Here is an 18,037-nt window from a genome sequence, read left to right as displayed (position 1 = left end):
GGCGTCAGGCGGCGAAACGACGGCGCAGATCACCGCAGACCTCCTCCACGGTCGCATGCGGCTCGCGGGTCGTCCACGCCCGATAGGCCTCGTGCTTGGCCCAGTCCCGGACGCCGATCGGCAGCTCCTGGAGGAGCTCTCCCACACGTCGTTGCACCGCATCGGGCCAGCGCTCCTCGAGGGCCGCTCGGCCAGGACCGTAGGCGATCGCATCTGCGGCACGCTCGCGGCGGCCGCGCTCGGCAACGGTCTGCTCCTCATCGACCACACCGTCGCGGATGATGACGCCGTACGCCTCGGCGACATACTGCTCGGTGAGCAGCCCCCGCTCGACATCCGCGAGCACCTCGCGGACCGGACGGTCCAGCGGATCGCCGTATCCTGCCCCGGCCGCGGAGATGATGCTGACGACGTCCCCGGGCCCCATCCGCAGCAGGTCGAACTTGCCGACATCGGAGACCTCGCCGTTCGCGCGGGTCAACGTGCAGCGCCCCGACGTACCCGCCGACCCACCGGCGACGCCCCAGGGAGCGAGCTCGAAGCGTTCGAGGCCGCGGCCCGTGACCTCGGTGTCGACGTGCAGCGCCTCGAAGTCCAGTCGCATGGCGAGGCCGCCGCGGTAGCGTCCGGCGCCTCCGCTGTCGGGCACCAGCCCGTAGCGGCGGATGACGATCGGCAGCGCGTTCTCGCAGGACTCGACCGGCGTGTTGCGCATGAAGCCGCCGTACGTGGCCTCCGCCGCGTCCAGGCCGTCGGCATGGGATCGGGCGCCGCCACCACCGAGGATCGGCTGCACGACCTCGACATGGCGCGCTCCGGTCTCATGATCCGGGACGGCAGCCACGACCGGCGAGATCGACCCGGAGGACGCCGCCGGGACCACGCCCGGCACGGCTTGCGCGAGAGCGCCGTACACCGCATCGCCCACGCGGATCGCCGTGGCATAGCGAACGCCGATCGCCGCGGGGTGCTTGGCCGAGACCAGTGTCCCCTCCGGTGCGGTGAGCGTGACCGGGCGCAGGATGCTGCTGCACTTGGGCAGATCATCGTCGCTGCTGGTGAGGTAGCCGACGAGCGCCAGACAGAGCAGCGAGTTGGTGCCGTCCACACCGGCCATGTTCAGTGCCGACGAGACCTGCGGGTCCGTGCCGGCGAAGTCGACGACCACATCGGAACCGTCGACCCTCAGATCCACCTCGATCCGGACCGGCACATCGGAGTACAGGTCGTCCTCGAGATAGTCGACGAAGTGGTACGAGCCATCGGGGATCTCCTCGAAGGCCCGGCGGGCACGCGCCTCGCCGTAGTCGAGGACACGATCGATCCCGCTCACCACGGCCTCCTTGCCGAAGCGTTCGACGGCCTCGATGACCTGCTGGTTGCAGACCTCGAGCCCGGCGCACATCGCGGCCAGGTCACCGCGATTGGTGTCGGGGATGCGGGTGTTGTCGAGGATCAGGTTCAGGACGTCCTCGTTCAGCGCGCCGCCGCGGTAGAGCTTCGTGGGTCGCAGACGCACACCCTCCTGATAGATCTCGCGCGCCAGCGGCCAGACACTGGCCGGCACCGCGCCGCCGAAATCGGAGGCGTGGATGAAGGCGTAGGCCCAGGCCAGGATCTCGCCGTCGACGAAGATCGGCCGCACCACATGGATGTCCGGCAGGTGTGTGCACGGCTGTCCGAGGAGATACGGATCGTTGCAGATGATGACGTCACCCGGCTCGTAGTCGGGCAGATAGTCCAGCAACGCCTTCATATTGGTGCCGAGATATCCGGGCGCTCCCAAGTTCCAGGGATACGCCACGTACTCGCCGCTCGTGGCCACGACACCGCAGGAGAAGTCCGCGGTCTCCTTGATGAAGGTCGCGTAGGCCGTCCTTTCGATCACATGGGACATGTTCTCGACGATGGCCTGGAAGCGGTTGTACAGAACCTCCAGGGGGACCTCAGCTGACATGGCTCTCGACCTCCACGATCACATTTCCTCGTTCGTCCATCTGTGCGGTGGACCCGGTGTCCACGACGATCGTGCTGTCCGGCAGCGCGACGACCGCCGGCCCCGCCACGCTGACACCGGCCCGCAGATGCGCCGGTGTCACCACGCGTGCCTCCACCGGTATCCGCCCCTGCAGGATCATGCGGGTGCCGCTGTCGCCGGTGGCGGCGTCGGGCACGTCCTGCTGGGGATCGGCCTCGCGGCCGGGGAGATCGACGGTGGCGAACAAGCGCAGCGAGACCAGCTCGACGATCTGGTCCGGGCTCGTCATGCCGAAGCGCTGGGCGTACGACTTCTCGAAGACCGCGCGCAGCGTGTCCGCCGGCGATGCCTCGACCTCCTCGGGCAGCATCACCTCGATCTCATAGGACTGGCGCGCGTAGCGCATGTCCGCGGCGAGCTGGAGGTCGACGTCGACCGTCCCGGTGTCGAAGCCGTTGCGCTCCAACCAGGCCGCTGCCTGCTCGCGCATCTGCGCCGCCGCCTCCACGAAACGCTCGGGGGCGATGTCATCGAGCATCAGGTTCAGGGTCCGGATGAAGTCGGCCCGCGGGCGGGCCATGATCGCGCCGGTCGCGCACAGTGTTCCCGGCGAGGCCGGCACGATCACACGCGGGATCTGCAGCTCGGCTGCCAGCGAGACCGCCTGCACCGGTCCGGCACCGCCGAAGGCCACGAGCACGGACTGCTTGGGCTCGATCCCCGATCGGGCGATGACCGAGCTGGCCCCGCGATAGAGGCTCGAGGTGGCCACCTCGACGATCTGTTGGGCGACGACCTCGATGCTGACATCGAGTTCCTTCGCCAGCGGCTCGAGCGCCGCGCGGGAGGCCTGCTCATCCAGGCTCATCGTGCCTCCCGCGATGTCCGCCGCGCCCATGAAGCCACTCACCAGGTAGGCGTCCGTGAGCGTCGGACGAGTCCCTCCCTTGCCGTAGCAGGCGGGACCCGGCTGGGCACCGGCGCTCTCGGGTCCGACCTTCAGCACGCCGGTGTCGTCGATCCGCGCGATGGACCCGCCGCCCGCGCCGATCGAGAAGATCTCGATCGCCGGCAGGACCACCGGGAAGTCGCCCACCTCGCCGTCGCGCGAGGTGACGGGCTCGCCATCGCGGATGACGGCCAGGTCGGTGCTCGTGCCGCCCATGTCGAGGGTCAGCCCGCTCTCTTGTCCCAGATCGGCGAGGACCTCACGCACCGCCGCGATGCCCGATGCGGGCCCGGACAGCATCGTCTGGATGGCATTGGTGGAGGCGTCGTCCAAGCCGGTGACACCGCCATTGGACTTGGTGACCAGGCACTGCGCGGTGACGCCGAGGTCCAGCAGCCGGGTCCGCAGGTCGGCGAGATAGGACTCGACCGCTGAGGCGACATAGGAGTTGATGACCGCGGCGACCGTTCGCTCGTACTCGCGGATCTCCGGCCAGACCTCGTGCGAGCAGGAGACGTGCAGCTCCGGCCAGCGCCGCGTGAGCACATCCTTCGCCTGCTGTTCGTGCTCGGGATGTGCGTGGGCGTGCATGAAGGCCACCACGACATGGTCGAGATCGTGCGCTTCGCGCATCCGGGCGACCTGTTCGAGGAGCTCGTCGGCGTCCAGCGGCCGATCGATGCCGCCGTCGGCGCTTCTCCGCTCGCCGACCTCGACGACCCGCGACCGCGGGATGAGGGGTTCGGGACGGACGGCGAACAGGTCTACCGGTTTGCCGAGGTGCAGCCGTCTGAGCTCGAGGATGTCGCGGAAGCCACGGGTCACCACGAGTCCGAGCCGCTCGCCGCGACGTTGCAGCACCGTGTTCAGCGCGATGGTCTGGCCGTGGACGAAGCGCTCGACATCCGAGGGGACGTAGCCCTTCTCGCGGAGCACCTCCTCCAAGCCGTTGACCACGGCATCGGCTGGCCGGGCAGGGGTGGTGGGGCGCTTGGCGTGATGGCGCGCGCCCGTCTGGACGTCCGTGAGGGTGAAGTCGGTGAACGTTCCGCCGATGTCGACGCCGACATGCAGGGATCCCATCACTTCATCGCCTCCTTCCGAGGGGTCGTGGTCGTGTCATAGTCCGTCTTCTCGATGATCGTCTCGGCGTTGTCCGCGAGTCGCCGCTTGTACGTCTCGGGCAGCAGCACCGTGACCGGGATGACGAGCAGCGCCAGGATGGTGACGTAGAAGCCGGGGGCCACGAGCGAGCCGGTCTGATCGACGAGCATCTGGCTGACGAACGGGGCCGTCCCGCCGAAGACGGCGTAGGCGAGGTTGTATCCGGTCGAGGCTCCCGAGTAGCGCACCGCGGTCGGGAACATCTCGCACATGATGGTGGAGAGGACCGCGGCGATGCAGGCGAAGGGCAGCGCGTAGAGCACCTGACCGAGGATCGGCGAGCCCGGTGCGCCGGACGACAGGACGTAGAAGGACGGTGCCGCAAGACCGGCCAGCAGCACGACACCGACGCCGAGGACCTTCTTGCGGCCGATGTTGTCGCTGATGAAGCCGAGGATCGGCACGAGGACGCAGACCATGACCACCACGGAGGCATTGGACACGGTCGCAAGCCCGTCGGAGATTCCGACATTCTCCTTCAGATAGGTCGGCATGTAGCTGGTGAGCGTGTACATGGCGACGGAGTTGAGACCCGCGACCGCGATCACCATGAGGACCGCGCGGCGATGTTCGCCGAGCACCGTCTTCAGCGGAGAGGACACCGTGGCCTCCTGCTCCTGCAGCGCCTTGAAGTTCGGCGTCTCCTCGACCCTGAACCGCAGGTACAGGCCCACGAGCGACAGCGGGCCGGCGATCAGGAACGGGATGCGCCAGCCCCAGGACTCGTAACTGTCGGCGGGCATCGCAGTGAAGGCCAGCACGATGAAGCCGGCCACGGCGAAGGGCAACGTCCCTGATGCCACCGAGATGCCGGCCCACAGTCCGCGACGGTTGTCCGGCGCGTGCTCGACGAGGAAGGTCGAGGCTCCCGTGTACTCGCCGCCGGAGAAGAAGCCCTGCCCCAGACGGGTGAGGACGAGCAGGACCGGCGCGGCCATGCCGATGGCGGCGTAGGACGGGATGAGGCCCATGAGGACGGTGCAGATGCCCATGCCGACGATCGACAGCGACAGGATGCGTCGTCGCCCGACCTTGTCGCCCAGGCGCCCGAGGACGAGACCGCCGACGGGGCGGAGCACGAAGCTCACTCCGAAGACGGCGAGTGTGCTGAGGAGGGCCGTCGTCCGGTCGCTCGACGGGAAGAAGACCGCGGCGATGACGGTGGCCGAGTAGGCGTAGAGGGCGAAGTCGTACCACTCCACGAGATTGCCGATGGCGGCCGCGGCGACGACGCGGGCCTTCGACGGCCCTTTCTGCTGATGCGGATCGTGGGTCGTGTCGGTCATGCCAGCTCCTTGTGCTTGGCCGATTGCAGCAGACCGAGATCTGCCAGAACGGTGGTGAGGCGACGCAGAGCCTCCGGGTCGTCCTCGATCGGAAGGCAGGGGAGGCGGGGAGCCCCGGCCGGAACCCCCTGGATGTTCATGATCGCCTTGAGTTGCGCCTGGGCTCCCCCGGCGATGCCGTTGCCGTCGGCACCGTGCAGGAGGCTGCGTGCCCGGCTGAACTCCTGGGCGATCTCGATCGCTGCGGAGACATCGCCGGCCCAGAGCAGCTCGAAGGCCTGGGCGGCACGGGGTCCGAGGAGCGTGCCGGCCCCGAAGTGACCGTCGCCCCCTACTCCGGTGGCCATCAAGCTCAGTCCGGCAGGCGTCAGTGCGTTGCCGAACACCCGCAGCTTCCCACTCACCAGCTCGACGGTGCGGTGGTACTGCCGGTCATCGGAGGTGCTGTCCTTGATCGCGACGATGTTGTCGATCTCGGCGAGAAGCGCGATCGTCTCGGGGGCGATATCGGTGACGACATCGGCCGGAATGTTGTAGGCCATGACGGGGCAGGCGATCTCCGCGGCGGTCTGCCGATAGAACTCCACGACCTCGCGCTGGGTGAGCCGGGCCGCCGGAGGCGGGGAGTAGACCACGCCCGCGGCCCCGATACGCGACGCGTGCTGTCCGAGCTCGATCGTCTCAGCCGGACGCAAGCTCGAGATGCCGACGAGGACCGGCAGGTGTTCGCCCACTTCGTCCACGGCGATCCGGGCGACCTCTCGCCGCTCGTCGGGCATCTGGCTGAACCATTCGCCGGTGCTGCCGTTGACGAGCAGGCCGTGCACGCCATCGTCGGCGAAGGCACGGAGGACGGACCTGAGAAGGGACTCGTTCAACGCGCCATCGGCGTCGAAGGGTGTCGGTGCGGCGGCGAAGTAGCCGCGCCACGGCACATCATTGCGGTTCATTCGGTGCTCTCCTCGATCCCTCGGGGCATGTGTTCGGCATTACCGAACGCTGTATGTCATCGCAGAACTAGCTTTGGGTGACCCGGGGCACATGTCAATACTTCGTTCCGAATTGCCGTTAAACTTTCGGCATGACCGAACGAAAGGCCGGGCGAGTCCAGAGCGTCGACCGAGCAGCCCGCGCATTGAAGCACGTGGCCGGTTGCGGATCGAGGGGCGCGCGATTGGTCGACGTCTCGACGGCGCTGGGCATCTCACGGAGCTCGGCACACGCCCTGCTCCGCACCTTGGAAGACCATGGACTCGTCGCCGAGACCGACGGGCCGCGGTTCGTGCTCGGCACCACGATGATCACCCTGGGCGATATCGCTGCGGCACAGCGCCCGCTGGCCGAAGCGGGCCGCCCCGTCCTGGCCGCGCTCTCGCAATCGACAGGACTCACGACGCGCCTCGCCGTCGCCGACAACGGGTTCCCGGTCTTCGTCGCGCGCGTCGACGGCCCTGGCTCCGTGCGCTTCCAGACGCCACTGGGCGGACGCGAGACACCTCATTCGAGCGCGGCCGGCAAGGTGATCCTCGCCGATATCGACGAGGATCAGATTCGTTCCATGTTCGCGGGCCAGACATTGCAACGACGCACCGATCGGACGATCGTGGATCTGGACCAGCTCGTGAAGGAGATCGACGGTGTCCGCCATACCGGCTACGCGGTCGATGACGAGGAGGACGCCGAGGGCATCTTCTGCATCGCCGCTGGAGTACGCGACTCCACCGGACGCGTCGTCGGCGCGATCTCCGTGTCCGGTATCGCCTCCGACCGTCGCGCCCGCCCGATCGAGCAACTCGGCGCGCTCGTCCAGCAGGCCGCCGGCGAGCTCAGCTCGCGGATCGGCTTCTGAGAGCGTTCACGCCTCAGTTCACGACAGGATCGAGCGAGACCGGCGGCGGCTGTGTCCTCAGCGCCGTTCGACCGTGGTGGTCCGCGCTTCTTCGGCGTCCGCCTGCCAGGTGGCGAACGAATCGCGCAGGTCCTCGACCAGCCCGGTGACGAAGCTATCGTCCTCGAGCAGATCGGCACCCGGCTCGTCGTCGAGACCGCTGACGGTGACCGAGAGCGAGATGGTGCCGTCGAGACAGCCGTGGACCTGGCGGAAAGTCGATCCGTCGCTGATCTGCTCGCTCGCGTAGAGATCGCGATCGGCGGAGTAGCCGTCCTGGTCCTCGCTCATCAGGCGCTCACAGGTGGACGCGTCGTCCCGGTCGACGACGATCTCGAGGATCTGCAGGTCATCGGCCTGGTACTCGCATGCCAAGACCCGGTGATCGACCGGGGCGATCATCTCGGCGCGCATGAACTCGGTTCCGGTGAACTGGGCGAACTCCTCGACGATGTCGTCGGGGAACTGCTCGGCGCAGAGCTCGTCGAACTCGTCGGCCGCCGCCTCACGCACGCCGTCGCGCCACTGTGCGGCGGATACCGCCTCAGAGGTCTCCGGTGCCTCCGCGGTCTCCGAGTCCTGGTCGCCATCACCGCCCCCACCACCACACGCGGTGAGCGCCATCGCCAGGAGGAGTGTCGCGCCCAGTCGTCCGGTACGTGCGGTCAGGTGCTGCCTCATGGTTCCTCCCCGCGGCCTCCGGCCGCACAACCAGGATCGTGGTGTCCGCTTGCCCGCATCACTGTGCCAGGCCCGGCGCACGGCGGCGGCAGCCACCCGTAGACCCCTCGGCACCCACGTCGTGCTATCGGCTCAGTGCGGTGAGGCGAACTCTTGGGCTCGCACCCAGGCCAGGTGGCCGTGGATGAGCGGCACCGCCGATGCACCCTCCCCGGCGGCCGAGGCGACCCGTTTCATGGAGCCGGAGCGCGCGTCCCCGACGGCGAAGATGCCCCGCACGGCTGTCTCGAGGCTCGTCGGCGGCAGGTCGCCGTCCCATCGCTCGCGCGGCACGTCGCGGCCGGTCAGGACGAAACCGTTGTCATCGCGGAGGACGTCATCGGGCAGCCACTCGCACTGCGGCTCCGCACCGAGCAGGAGGAACAGGCCGTCGGCCCGCTCGCGCACCGGATCGCCGTCGCCGGAACGCACGGCGATCCACTCCAGCCGCCCATCGCCTCCTCCGTCGACGACCTGCGATCTCGTGCGCACGTCGATCGTGGGGGTCGCGGCGATCTCGCGCACGAGGTAGTCCGACATCGTCTCCTCGATCGTCTCTCGCCGGACGACGAGGGTGACCTGACGCGCCCAGCGGGCGAGGTGGACCGCGGCCTGACCCGCCGAATTGCCCCCGCCGACGATGAAGACCCGCCGGCCCGCCATCTCCCGGGCGACCGTGGCAGCCGCGCCGTAGTAGACCCCGGTGCCGACGAGATCGTCGACCCCCTGGACGCCGAGTGTCCGATAGGCGACGCCGGTCGCCACGACGACGGTCCGCGCGCAGAGCACGGTCTCGCCGACGTGGACGTGGTGATGCTCCGGCTCGTCGACCGGACCCCGCTCGACGACCGTGACCGGACGGCCGGTGAAGGCGCGGGCACCGAACCGCGTGGCCTGGATCCTGGCTCGTTGCGCCAGGCGCATTCCCGAGATGCCACGTGGGAAGCCGAGGTAGTTGCGGATCATCGAGCTCGTGCCGGCCTGCCCGCCGATCGCCTCGGCCTCGATGACGATCGTGGTCAGCCCCTCGGACGCCGAGTACATCGCCGCCGCCAACCCGGCCGGCCCGGCACCCACGACGACGACATCGGCGACGGTTCCCGCTGGAATGGTGTCCGGCGTGCCGAACCACGCCTCGGTGACCTCGCCCGGGGTGGGCGCCACCAGTACGTCCTCGGTCATGGTCCGCACCATCGGGAAGCGCTGGTCGTCGCCCGCCTGCTGGCGGATCTGCTCGCCGATCTCGGAGTCGGGCGGATAGGTCTCCGAGGCGATCGCCATCCGGGCGAGGACATCGCGGATCGCCGCGACCTGCGGAGTCTCGCGATCCGTGACGATGGTGACCGACGAGACCACGGGCCGGGCCACGGTCGCGCCCCACTCGGAGAGCATCTCGCTCACCGCGACATGGAACTCCTCGTCGCGCTGGCCGCGCGGGACCCCGAGGAAGGTGTCGAAGTCCCGTGATGTCAGCGCGATCCGCAGCTCCTCCAATCGCTCCCGGTACTCGCCGATACCGATGAGGCACAGCCGTCCGGCCGTCGGCGCCACGCGATGCAGCTGCCGCAACAGCACATGGCCGTCGACATCGGGGAGGGTCAGTTCGGCCGCCAAGACAGCGATGGGCGTGCCGGCGGCGACGAGTCGCTCGACCGTGTCCCGCGCACCTGAGCCGTCCGGGACGAATCGGACGTCGTAGTCGCGGTCGTAGCGGCTGCGGAACTCCGATTCGAGCTTGCGGCGGTGGTCGGTCGTCACCACCAGGATCACCGGACGCTCAGACATGCGCTCAGCGTAGAGGGCCGGCTCGACCGACGGCATCAAGAGCCGCTGCCAGGTGGTCGCTCTCAGATCATTGGACCCGCAGGACGAAGAAGTCGAGCACGTCCCGGACTTCGGTCAGACCGTCGGCCAAGGGAGCCGGCGCGGACAACGAGCTGAGCGCTTGAGAGTAGTCGACATCCGTCGGCTGCTCCCAGACCGCCCACAGCTTCTCCTCGTCGCCGTGTCGGGACCGGTAGGCGATGCCCTGCAGGTCTGCGTATACGGCGTAGAGGTGGGCCGAGACCGCACGGGTCAGCTGTCGAGGCACAGCGTCGCGCAGCACGGCGGCGTCGAAGTCGGCATGCCCGAGGCGCTTGACCGTAGCAAGAAAATGCGGGCGCAGGGCCCGGATCGTCTCGGACCTCGTGATCTGGCAGAAGCGACCTGACAACAACGCCGATGAGGCCGAACGGCGGTCGAACCACGATCGACGCACCACTCCGGCGGGTTGCGTCGGGTACGCGGGATCGTCGTCGATCTCGGCAAGCGACTCGTCGAGCTGCGGGTCGACGCGGAACTGGGCCAACACCTCCAGCAGAGCACCACGCAGCGACGACGCGGCGTAGGCGACCCGGAAACGCCCATCGGGATCGTCCCATCTGTTGGTGAATATGCCGTGTTCGGCGTAACGCCAGTCGACCCAACGCCACGGGAACGGGTGGTGACCGATCCGCCAGACCTCCAACCCCGAGAGCTCATCGATGGCGAGGCCGGGCTCGTGTGTCACGACGCGAGGAACGCCCGTGCGGCTGCCATCACCTGCGACGCCACGTCGTCACTGGACGCCTCGCGCAGGGCACGAGCCGGTGAGACGTCATCGAGCTTCGGGTTCATGCCCTGGAACCACGCCTGGATGACGGCAGGCTCCTCAGCAGCGGCGAGCGTCTGGGCGATCTGGTAGCTCGCCCGCAATCTGTCCTGCACCAGCTGTGACGGCACGCGCCGTCCTTCAGCCCAGTCGGAGACCTGACGAGTCGCCTTGACACCTCCGAGATAGGCCACGAGTCGGGCGCCGAGCATCTCGCGAAGCTCCTGGACCAGAGCCGCGAAAGGAAGACGCACCGCATTCTGGTGCGCCAGCAGATCCGGGCGAGCAACATGGATCGTCATGCTGAAAGCATACTCAATCGCACCTTGAATCACCATTGCTATCGCATGGCAAAGGACCCGAATGGGGAAAGTGGGAGATCTGCCGGGAGAGGTCCTCGCACCGCCGGGAACGGGCGCCATCGTCAGCCCGCTTCGATGGAGCCCCCGACAGGATTCGAACCCGCGACATCCTTATTATGGGCCGAGCAATCCATCAGAGTGATCCGTACGGCGCACCCCCTGCCCGAAGACGGGCCAACGACGCGAAACCGCAGGTCAGACCAAAGTTTCTCGGTCTGACCAACAACGATCGCTCGTCATCCTCCAAGTTACCTCGATCCCAGCTCGGGAGACTACGGAGCACCGGCCGCCCACATTTCGCCCGCCGATCAAGTCATCCTGAGATCCACGGCACCAACCGCCACAGAAGCCACGAGCCTCATCGATGATCCAGATCCAGCTTGCGCGCCTTTCGCTCCGTCGCCGGCCCAGATACCGAGGACGTTGCGTTCCCCGTTCACGGTCACGCCCATGACGACATAGAACAGGGTGTTGCGCACTTGGCCGTCGCGGACTTTCACGACGATCGCGTCTACGAAGATCACCGGATAGATCGAGTCCAGCGGCCGGGAGACCCGTTCGGCGAGTTCGCCAGTGGCTTTCTCGGTGATGCGGCTGGCTAGCCCGGCGTTCGGAGCGGTCTCGAGGACGTTCTTCGTGAGCTGGTTCAGCTGCCCTCCCAGGCCGACCAGACTCACGCCCTGCTCTTTGGCCTGCGCGAGCAGGCGTTCTGCGAGTTCTTTCTGATCGATGATCTCCCCTGCCACAGGATCAATCATCTCGTCATCAGCGATGACGTCGGTCGTGTCAGTCACGGCCATCTCCTTACGGATCAAGCCGGACCCTCACACCGTTTATCTGACAGTCCCTGCCGAAACAAGCTCCGGTCCACCGATCGGCATCTCGGTTGAGTTCGAATACGAGTGAAACTCCATTGGGAAGCAGCAGCTCAAATGGGGTGACGCTTCGGCGAACCAGAGGGATCGCGTCAATATGCGGGAGTACGGGGACACGGGCAGCCTGATATGAGGTGAGGTCTATGGCCCGGGCGTTCGTCCGGTTCACCGTTCCGTTCGCAGTCATGGCCCGCGAAGTAGTCTGGCCGTCGATATCCTCATCGCAGGCAGGCGCACGGCGATGACTCAGAGGCAACGCTGTAGAGAAGTCCAGAGCAACCGAGCAGCTTGCCGCCGCGATTCAGCGGCTCCCATTTACGAGCGTGACGTCGGTCTTCTCGCGGACTTCGTCGATGGTGACGCCAGGCGCCAGCTCGAGGACGTGAGCTCTGCCGCCGATGAGGTCGATGACGGCCAGGTCGGTGATGATTCGGTGGACCACGGCCTTTCCGGTGAGGGGCAGGCTGCATTCCTCGACGATCTTGTGTGAGCCGTCGCGGGCGACGTGCTCCATCAACACGATGACCTTGCGAGCGCCGTGGACGAGGTCCATGGCGCCGCCCATGCCTTTGACCATCTTGCCGGGGATCATCCAGTTCGCGAGATCGCCGCGTCGGGAAACTTGCATGGCGCCGAGGATCGCGGTGTCGATCTTGCCGCCGCGGATCATGCCGAAGGAGGTCGCGGAGTCGAAGAAGCTGGATCCGGGACGCACGGTCACTGTCTCCTTGCCGGCGTTGATGAGATCGGGATCGAGCTGCTCCTCGGTGGGGTATGCGCCGGTGCCGAGGATGCCGTTCTCGCTCTGCAGGATGATCTCGATGTCATTGGGCACGTAGTTGGGTACGAGGGTCGGGAGCCCGATGCCGAGGTTGACGTACTCCCCATCGGATAGTTCCCTGGCGGCGCGTGCTGCCATCTGCTCGCGGGTCCAGCTCACGAGTGTGCCTCCTGTCGTACCGTCTTCTTCTCGATGCGTTTGGTGGCCGCCTGCTCGGCGTTGAGTGCGACGATGCGCTGAACGAAGGCTCCGGGCGTGTGGACGTGGTCCGGGTCGAGCTCGCCCGGTTCCACGAGTTCCTCGACTTCGGCGATCGTCACGCGGCCGGCCATCGCGGCGAGGGGATTGAAGTTGCGGGCTGACTGCCGGTAGATGAGGTTGCCGTGTCGGTCGCCCTTCCACGCACGGACGAGTCCGAAGTCGGCGACGATCGCCTCTTCGAGCACGAACTCCTGCTCACCTTCAGGGGTCTCGAATGCCATGACGGGCTTCTGCGGCGAACGCTTGGCCACGCTCCCATCGTCGTTGTAGCGCCAGGGCAGGCCGCCCTCGGCGACTTGGGTGCCCACGCCGGTGCGCGTGTAGAAGCCTGCGATACCGCAACCACCCGCGCGCAGTCGTTCGGCCAGCGTGCCCTGCGGGGTCAGCTCCACCTCGAGCTCGCCGGCGAGGTACTGCCGGGCGAACTCTCTGTTCTCTCCCACGTAGGAAGCCACCATGCGGCGCAGCCGTCCGGCCGACAGCAGGCGGCCCACGCCCCAGCCATCGACGCCGGCGTTGTTGCTGACTGCTTCGAGGTCGGTGACCCCCGCGTCAAGCAGCGCGTCGAGCAGCACCGACGGGATACCGCAGAGACCGAATCCACCGACCGCGATGGTGCTTCCATCACCGATATCGGCGACCGCCTCAGCGGGGGTTGCCCACACTTTGTCCATCTCAGTCCTCCTCTGTGATGACGCCGAAGAGCGATGCGCCGAGCCCGACCTGGTCGCCGATCGCCGCGCCGACGGATGTCGCTGTGCCCGCGTGGGGCGCGCGTAAGTGAGTTCCATCTTCATTGCCTCGATGACTCCGAGGACATCGCCGGCCGCGACGTACTGACCCTTCTGCAACACGCTTCCCGGCATGGGGCGAGCACTGTTCCGTCGCTGAGCGCGTCGTGCTCGCCGGTTGCTGGATCCGGTCGAAGGAACAGGTGCCGTTGTCCGTGAAGGATCGTCTGGGCGCCGTCTCGGCGCAGCTGCACGAAGGCGACCGCACGTGCCGTCGGGAATGACGCGATCAGACGAGCGATGCCGTCCCGAAGGTCCCATTCGTGCTCGCGCAGTCGCTGGCCATCGACGAGACCAGCCAGGTTCTGCATCAGGTGTCTACCATGGTCACGGCGGCGAGATGGAGCACTCGCTCGGCCTGCTGGTAGATCGGTCGGTCGACCATGCGTCCCTCGAAGGTGGTCACCTTGCGGTCGTCGCCGACCTGGGCGAGAAGCCGTCTGGCCCACTCGATTCGCTCGGCCTGGGGCGTGTAGCTCGACCGGATCACGTCGAGCTGTGAGGGGTGGATCGCGACCGTCGCATCGAATCCGATGGCGACGGCGTCCTCGCATTCGGCCGCCAGGCCTTCGACATCGGGGATGTCCATGTGCACGGCGTCGACCGCGAGGCGACCGGAGGTCTTCGCGGCGAGAAGCGCTCGGCTGCGCGCGTGCCGGGCGATATCGCGATAGTGGCCGTCCGGGAAACGGCTCGACGTGCCGCCCAGCCCGGCGACCAGATCGTCGGCTCCCCACATCACGGCCACCACATGGTCCGCCGAGGCGATCTCGCCAGCTCGTTCGATGCCAGCGGGCGTCTCGAGCAACACGATGACCTCATGGGGCAGCGCCGCGATATCCGCGACTCGCTCGGACTTCGCCAGCATGACTCTGGCGATCCCGAGCTCGCGCACCAGATCGGCATCGGGCGCATGGTCGGGTGTCTCGGCCGCATTGATCCTGATGATCGTCCGCTCCCGGTCCAACGCGCCGTCGTCGGCGAGCCGCCGGAGCGAGTCTCTGGCGGCCTGCTTGTTGTCGGGTGCCACCGCGTCCTCGAGATCGAGGATCACGACATCGGCCCGGGACAGAGCCTTGCCGTAGCGGTCGGGGCGATCGGCCGGGCAGAACAGCCAGGCGGGTCCGGGCTGCCAGTCACTCATCGGGAATCATCCTCACCAGCGTCTGCCGCACCGCGACGGCGACCTCCGCGCCGTCTTGGTTGCGGGCGATGTGCCGCATGGTGACGACGCCCTCGCCGGGGCGACTCCTGGACGCGCGCTTATCGACGATCAGCGTCTCGGCGTACAACGTGTCGCCATGGCGCATCGGGGCCGGGAAACTCACCTCGGAGAACCCGAGATTCGCCACGATCGTCCCCTGCGTCAACTGAGCCACCGACAGACCGACCAGAGTCGACAAGGTAAACATCGAGTTGACCAGCCGATCGTGGAACGGTGCCAACTGCTCGCTCTCCGCCTGATCGAGGTGAAGCGGCTGGGTGTTCATCGTCAAGGTCGTGAACAGCACATTGTCGGCCTCGGTGACCGTCCGTCCGGGCCGGTGCTCGTAGATCGCCCCGACCTCGAACTCCTCGACCCACAATCCGCGCTGGATGACCCGCCTGACCGGGCGGGTCCGATCGTCATCACTCATCGTCATCACTCCACCGGTAGGCCGAGACCACGGGCGATGAGCATGCGTTGCACCTCGCTCGTGCCCTCGCCGATCTCCAGGATCTTGGCGTCGCGATAGAACCGCGCGACCGGATACTCCTCCATGAACCCGTAACCGCCGAAGACCTGGGTCGCGATCCGCGTCCCCGTCACGGCGGACTCCGTCGCGTACAGTTTCGCCACGGCCGCGGCCTGCTTGAACTCCTTCATCGACGGAGCGCCAGACGCTCCACGGCTCATCGCGTCCTTCATCGCGGCGGCCCGATAGGTCAGCGCACGCGAGGCCTGCAACATGACCTCGAGGTCGGCGATCTGGAAGGCCACACCCTGTTTGCGGCCGATTGGTCCTCCGAAGGTCTGCCGCTCTCCGGCGTAGTCGACGGCCATGTCGCGACAGGCTTGCAGACAGCCGACGGCCAATGCGGCGATCGCGACCCTGCCATCGTCGAGTGTGCCGAGGAACTGCGCATAACCCCGGCCACGATCACCGAGAAGATAACCCTGGGGCACCCGGCAATCGACGAAGGTCAGCGGATGAGTGTCCGAGATGCGCCAGCCGAGTTTGTCGTAGGCGGGTTCGGCCACGAAGCCAGCCGTACCCGAGGGAACCACGATGGCCGAGATCTCCGGCCTGCCGTCGTCTCGGCTCCCGGTCCTGGCCGTCACTGTCACCACTGAGGTGATCGGCGAGCCGGAGTTCGTGATGAACTGCTTCGCGCCGTTGATCACCCACTCATCACCGTCGAGCTCGGCCTTCGTCCGAGTCGCCCCCGCATCGGAGCCGGCACCAGGCTCGGTCAGGCCGAACCCCGCCAGCGCCTGTCCGCTCACCAGATCTGGCAGCCAGCGCTCCTTCTGCTCCGGCCGACCATAGGTCAGGATCGGGTTGATACCCAGGCTGACAGCCGCCTCGAGAGTAATGCCCATGGACTGGTCGACCCGCCCGAGCTCCTCAATGGCGATACACAACGACAGAAAGTCCCCATCCTCACCGACACCGCCATACTCCTCAGGCGCGGTCAACCCCATCAGACCCAGCCGGCCCATACTCCGCACGACCTCCACCGGGAAGTAATGATCCCTATCCCACTGATCGGCATGCGGACCAATCTCGGCCTCAGCAAAATCACGAACCGAAGCGCGGAACGCCTCATGCTCACGGCTCAGCTCAAACATTCCACTTCCTCACCTGACGGACCGCGTCAGGCCCCGCATTCTGGTTAACATGTGCTAACCAGGAGCAGGTTAACAGTCGCTAACCGACCTGTCCACATCGCGTCCAGTCGGTTACGGCCATAGCGACAGCAAGCGAATCCCCACGCCGCCTTCGGCCCTCCTTGCGCCTCGACCATTGTCAGCGCCTGAACGACCGAGAGGACAGCGCTCGACGTTCGAAAGACTGGTCTCCGCGATGTAAAGGTGGCGGCGATACGTGGAATCCACCCTTAGCCTGGGTGGATTCAAGTGGTGGGCGCAAGGAGTCTGCGAACTTCTCAGATGGTGTCGGATAGCCCAGTGTCTTGCGTGAACGACCGTTGAGGCTCTCTTGAATCGCATTGAGTTGCTCTCGGCTGACGGCGGTGCCCGTGGGCAGGTACTGGCGCAGCAGCCCGTTGGCGTTCTCGTTGCTGCCGCGCTGCCAGGGCGAATGTGGGACTGAGATGACCATGCCTGCCCCGCATACGGGTCCTCCTGTGATCAGCAACAACCTCATCTCACAAGACTCGTGCACCGACCACTTGAATCCGCCATCTCTTTCGCCCGACGCAACTCGGCGATCTCCCTTCTTCAGCTCCCGGATCTCGGCCAGCTCCTGGGTCGTCTTGCCCGGCCTGGCGCCACCGTCGACCTCGGTCTGCCCGGACCCACTTACGCAGCGTCTCGGGCGACCCGATGCTGAGCTTCGAGGCGATCCTCCGGATCGCCTCGAATTCACTCGGGTACTCACCTGCGCCATCGCCTCGGCCACCGCCCGGACAGCGCGCTCTCGCAGCTCCTTGCTGGAACGTGCCATGGCTTCATCCTCTTCCAGCCAAAATCTCTGGACATCCCGGGACGGTTCACGGTTGGCACGGGAGGAGTGCACCTTGTCGCCGGGGACTCATTCAGGCCGTGTTCGCGGCCGTCCCGATCCGGTCGGGATACTCGGATCGTCTTCAAGACGGGGATCATCTGGGGTGAGTCTCCGGCTTGGCCGGCGGTAAGCACGAAGCCCAGCACGTGCCACTGCTGCTCGCCGGCGAGGTGGACCTTGGTCGACCAGCCTTCTCGCGAGCGCCCCAGCGCGTGGTCGGCGGGCTCGTCGGGAACTCGTTGGCTGCTGCCGCGACGTCCGCCAGCGACGTGCACGTGCGCGTGGGCGGAGGTGGAGTCGACCGAGACCTGCCAGACTACCTTCCCTGCGACATCAGCGGTTGCGATGAGCGTCTGATCGGTCCATAGCAGGGCGGAACGTCGCGCCAGGGCAACCGACCCTGACTCGGAACCGCACCCCCGTCGATCAGTCCGCGCAGCGGCCAACGACGGGGTGCGGTTCCGGCAAGATCGGCGTCGGTAGCAGCGGCTCGAGGAGCCTCCACTGCTCATCGGTCAGGTCATGACGAGACGCGGTATCTATCGTGGGCACGAGGCCTCCTGCGGTGGCGTAGATGAATAGACACCACCTGCGTCACCGCGGAGGCCTCACCTCTGCA

Annotated in this window: 15 protein-coding genes and 1 pseudogene; 1 reads left to right on the top strand and 15 read right to left on the bottom strand. The window is 66.9% G+C overall.

From position 1 onward, the window contains the following. Window positions 1-4: 4 nt before the first annotated feature. From JL108_RS09180 to JL108_RS09165, 4 genes are read right to left on the bottom strand one after another with little or no spacing between them, the layout of a single operon-like run. Window positions 5-1,957, bottom strand: coding sequence for a hydantoinase B/oxoprolinase family protein (locus JL108_RS09180; protein WP_205198005.1), 1,953 nt, complete (start codon window positions 1,955-1,957; stop codon window positions 5-7). Continuing rightward, the gene (locus JL108_RS09175) at window positions 1,947-4,010 is read right to left on the bottom strand and encodes a hydantoinase/oxoprolinase family protein (RefSeq protein ID WP_205198004.1); all 2,064 of its coding nucleotides are present in this window, start codon (window positions 4,008-4,010) and stop codon (window positions 1,947-1,949) included. The genes JL108_RS09180 and JL108_RS09175 overlap by 11 nt, the downstream gene beginning before the upstream one ends. Beyond that, window positions 4,010-5,377, bottom strand: a complete 1,368-nt coding sequence (locus tag JL108_RS09170) for an MFS transporter (protein ID WP_205198003.1) — start codon at window positions 5,375-5,377, stop codon at window positions 4,010-4,012. The genes JL108_RS09175 and JL108_RS09170 overlap by 1 nt, the downstream gene beginning before the upstream one ends. Further along, window positions 5,374-6,327, bottom strand: a complete 954-nt coding sequence (locus JL108_RS09165) for a dihydrodipicolinate synthase family protein (RefSeq protein WP_205198002.1) — start codon at window positions 6,325-6,327, stop codon at window positions 5,374-5,376. The genes JL108_RS09170 and JL108_RS09165 overlap by 4 nt, the downstream gene beginning before the upstream one ends. Before the next feature lie 131 nt (window positions 6,328-6,458). Here JL108_RS09165 and JL108_RS09160 point away from each other — a divergent pair, with 131 nt between their 5' ends. Then, window positions 6,459-7,226, top strand: coding sequence for an IclR family transcriptional regulator (locus tag JL108_RS09160; RefSeq protein ID WP_205198001.1), 768 nt, complete (start codon window positions 6,459-6,461; stop codon window positions 7,224-7,226). 57 nt (window positions 7,227-7,283) lie between these two features. Here JL108_RS09160 and JL108_RS09155 read toward each other — a convergent pair whose 3' ends face one another. From JL108_RS09155 to JL108_RS09105, 11 genes and pseudogenes are all read right to left on the bottom strand, one after another. Beyond that, window positions 7,284-7,946 carry a hypothetical protein gene (locus JL108_RS09155; protein WP_205198000.1) on the bottom strand — a complete coding sequence of 221 codons (663 nt, stop codon included), beginning with the start codon at window positions 7,944-7,946 and terminating at the stop codon, window positions 7,284-7,286. Between the two features lie 132 nt (window positions 7,947-8,078). Next, window positions 8,079-9,770, bottom strand: coding sequence for an FAD-dependent oxidoreductase (locus tag JL108_RS09150; RefSeq protein WP_205197999.1), 1,692 nt, complete (start codon window positions 9,768-9,770; stop codon window positions 8,079-8,081). 67 nt (window positions 9,771-9,837) lie between these two features. Continuing rightward, a complete protein-coding gene (locus JL108_RS09145) occupies window positions 9,838-10,536 on the bottom strand; it encodes an RES family NAD+ phosphorylase (protein ID WP_205197998.1) in 699 nt (232 codons plus the stop codon). Continuing rightward, the gene (locus JL108_RS09140) at window positions 10,533-10,919 is read right to left on the bottom strand and encodes a hypothetical protein (protein ID WP_205197997.1); all 387 of its coding nucleotides are present in this window, start codon (window positions 10,917-10,919) and stop codon (window positions 10,533-10,535) included. The genes JL108_RS09145 and JL108_RS09140 overlap by 4 nt, the downstream gene beginning before the upstream one ends. A gap of 368 nt (window positions 10,920-11,287) precedes the next feature. After that, window positions 11,288-11,773 carry a transposase gene (locus JL108_RS09135; protein WP_374190847.1) on the bottom strand — a complete coding sequence of 162 codons (486 nt, stop codon included), beginning with the start codon at window positions 11,771-11,773 and terminating at the stop codon, window positions 11,288-11,290. Between the two features lie 382 nt (window positions 11,774-12,155). Beyond that, on the bottom strand, window positions 12,156-12,794 hold the full coding sequence (locus JL108_RS09130) for a CoA transferase subunit B (RefSeq protein ID WP_307837227.1): 639 nt from the start codon (window positions 12,792-12,794) through the stop codon (window positions 12,156-12,158). Then, complete coding sequence (locus JL108_RS09125; RefSeq protein WP_205197996.1) at window positions 12,791-13,570, bottom strand: CoA transferase subunit A; 780 nt, start codon at window positions 13,568-13,570, stop codon at window positions 12,791-12,793. Before JL108_RS09125 ends, JL108_RS09130 begins: the two co-directional genes overlap by 4 nt. 427 nt (window positions 13,571-13,997) lie before the next feature. Continuing rightward, window positions 13,998-14,831, bottom strand: coding sequence for a CoA ester lyase (locus JL108_RS09120; protein WP_205197995.1), 834 nt, complete (start codon window positions 14,829-14,831; stop codon window positions 13,998-14,000). Continuing rightward, window positions 14,824-15,324 (bottom strand): MaoC family dehydratase, encoded by a 501-nt coding sequence (locus tag JL108_RS09115; protein ID WP_240190806.1) that lies wholly within the window; start codon window positions 15,322-15,324, stop codon window positions 14,824-14,826. The genes JL108_RS09120 and JL108_RS09115 overlap by 8 nt, the downstream gene beginning before the upstream one ends. Window positions 15,325-15,329: 5 nt before the next feature. Further along, window positions 15,330-16,520, bottom strand: a complete 1,191-nt coding sequence (locus JL108_RS09110) for an acyl-CoA dehydrogenase family protein (protein ID WP_205197993.1) — start codon at window positions 16,518-16,520, stop codon at window positions 15,330-15,332. 298 nt (window positions 16,521-16,818) lie between these two features. Next, window positions 16,819-16,998 (bottom strand): annotated as a pseudogene (locus tag JL108_RS09105) (transposase); the annotation flags it as partial. Between the last annotated feature and the right edge of the window lie 1,039 nt (window positions 16,999-18,037).

It is taken from the genome of Aeromicrobium sp. YIM 150415 (genome assembly GCF_016918125.1).
In the GTDB taxonomy this organism is placed as follows: Bacteria; Actinomycetota; Actinomycetes; order Propionibacteriales; family Nocardioidaceae; genus Aeromicrobium; species Aeromicrobium piscarium.
The sequence above is the reverse complement of the archived record's forward strand: the minus strand, read 5'-3'. Positions and strand labels throughout refer to the sequence as shown.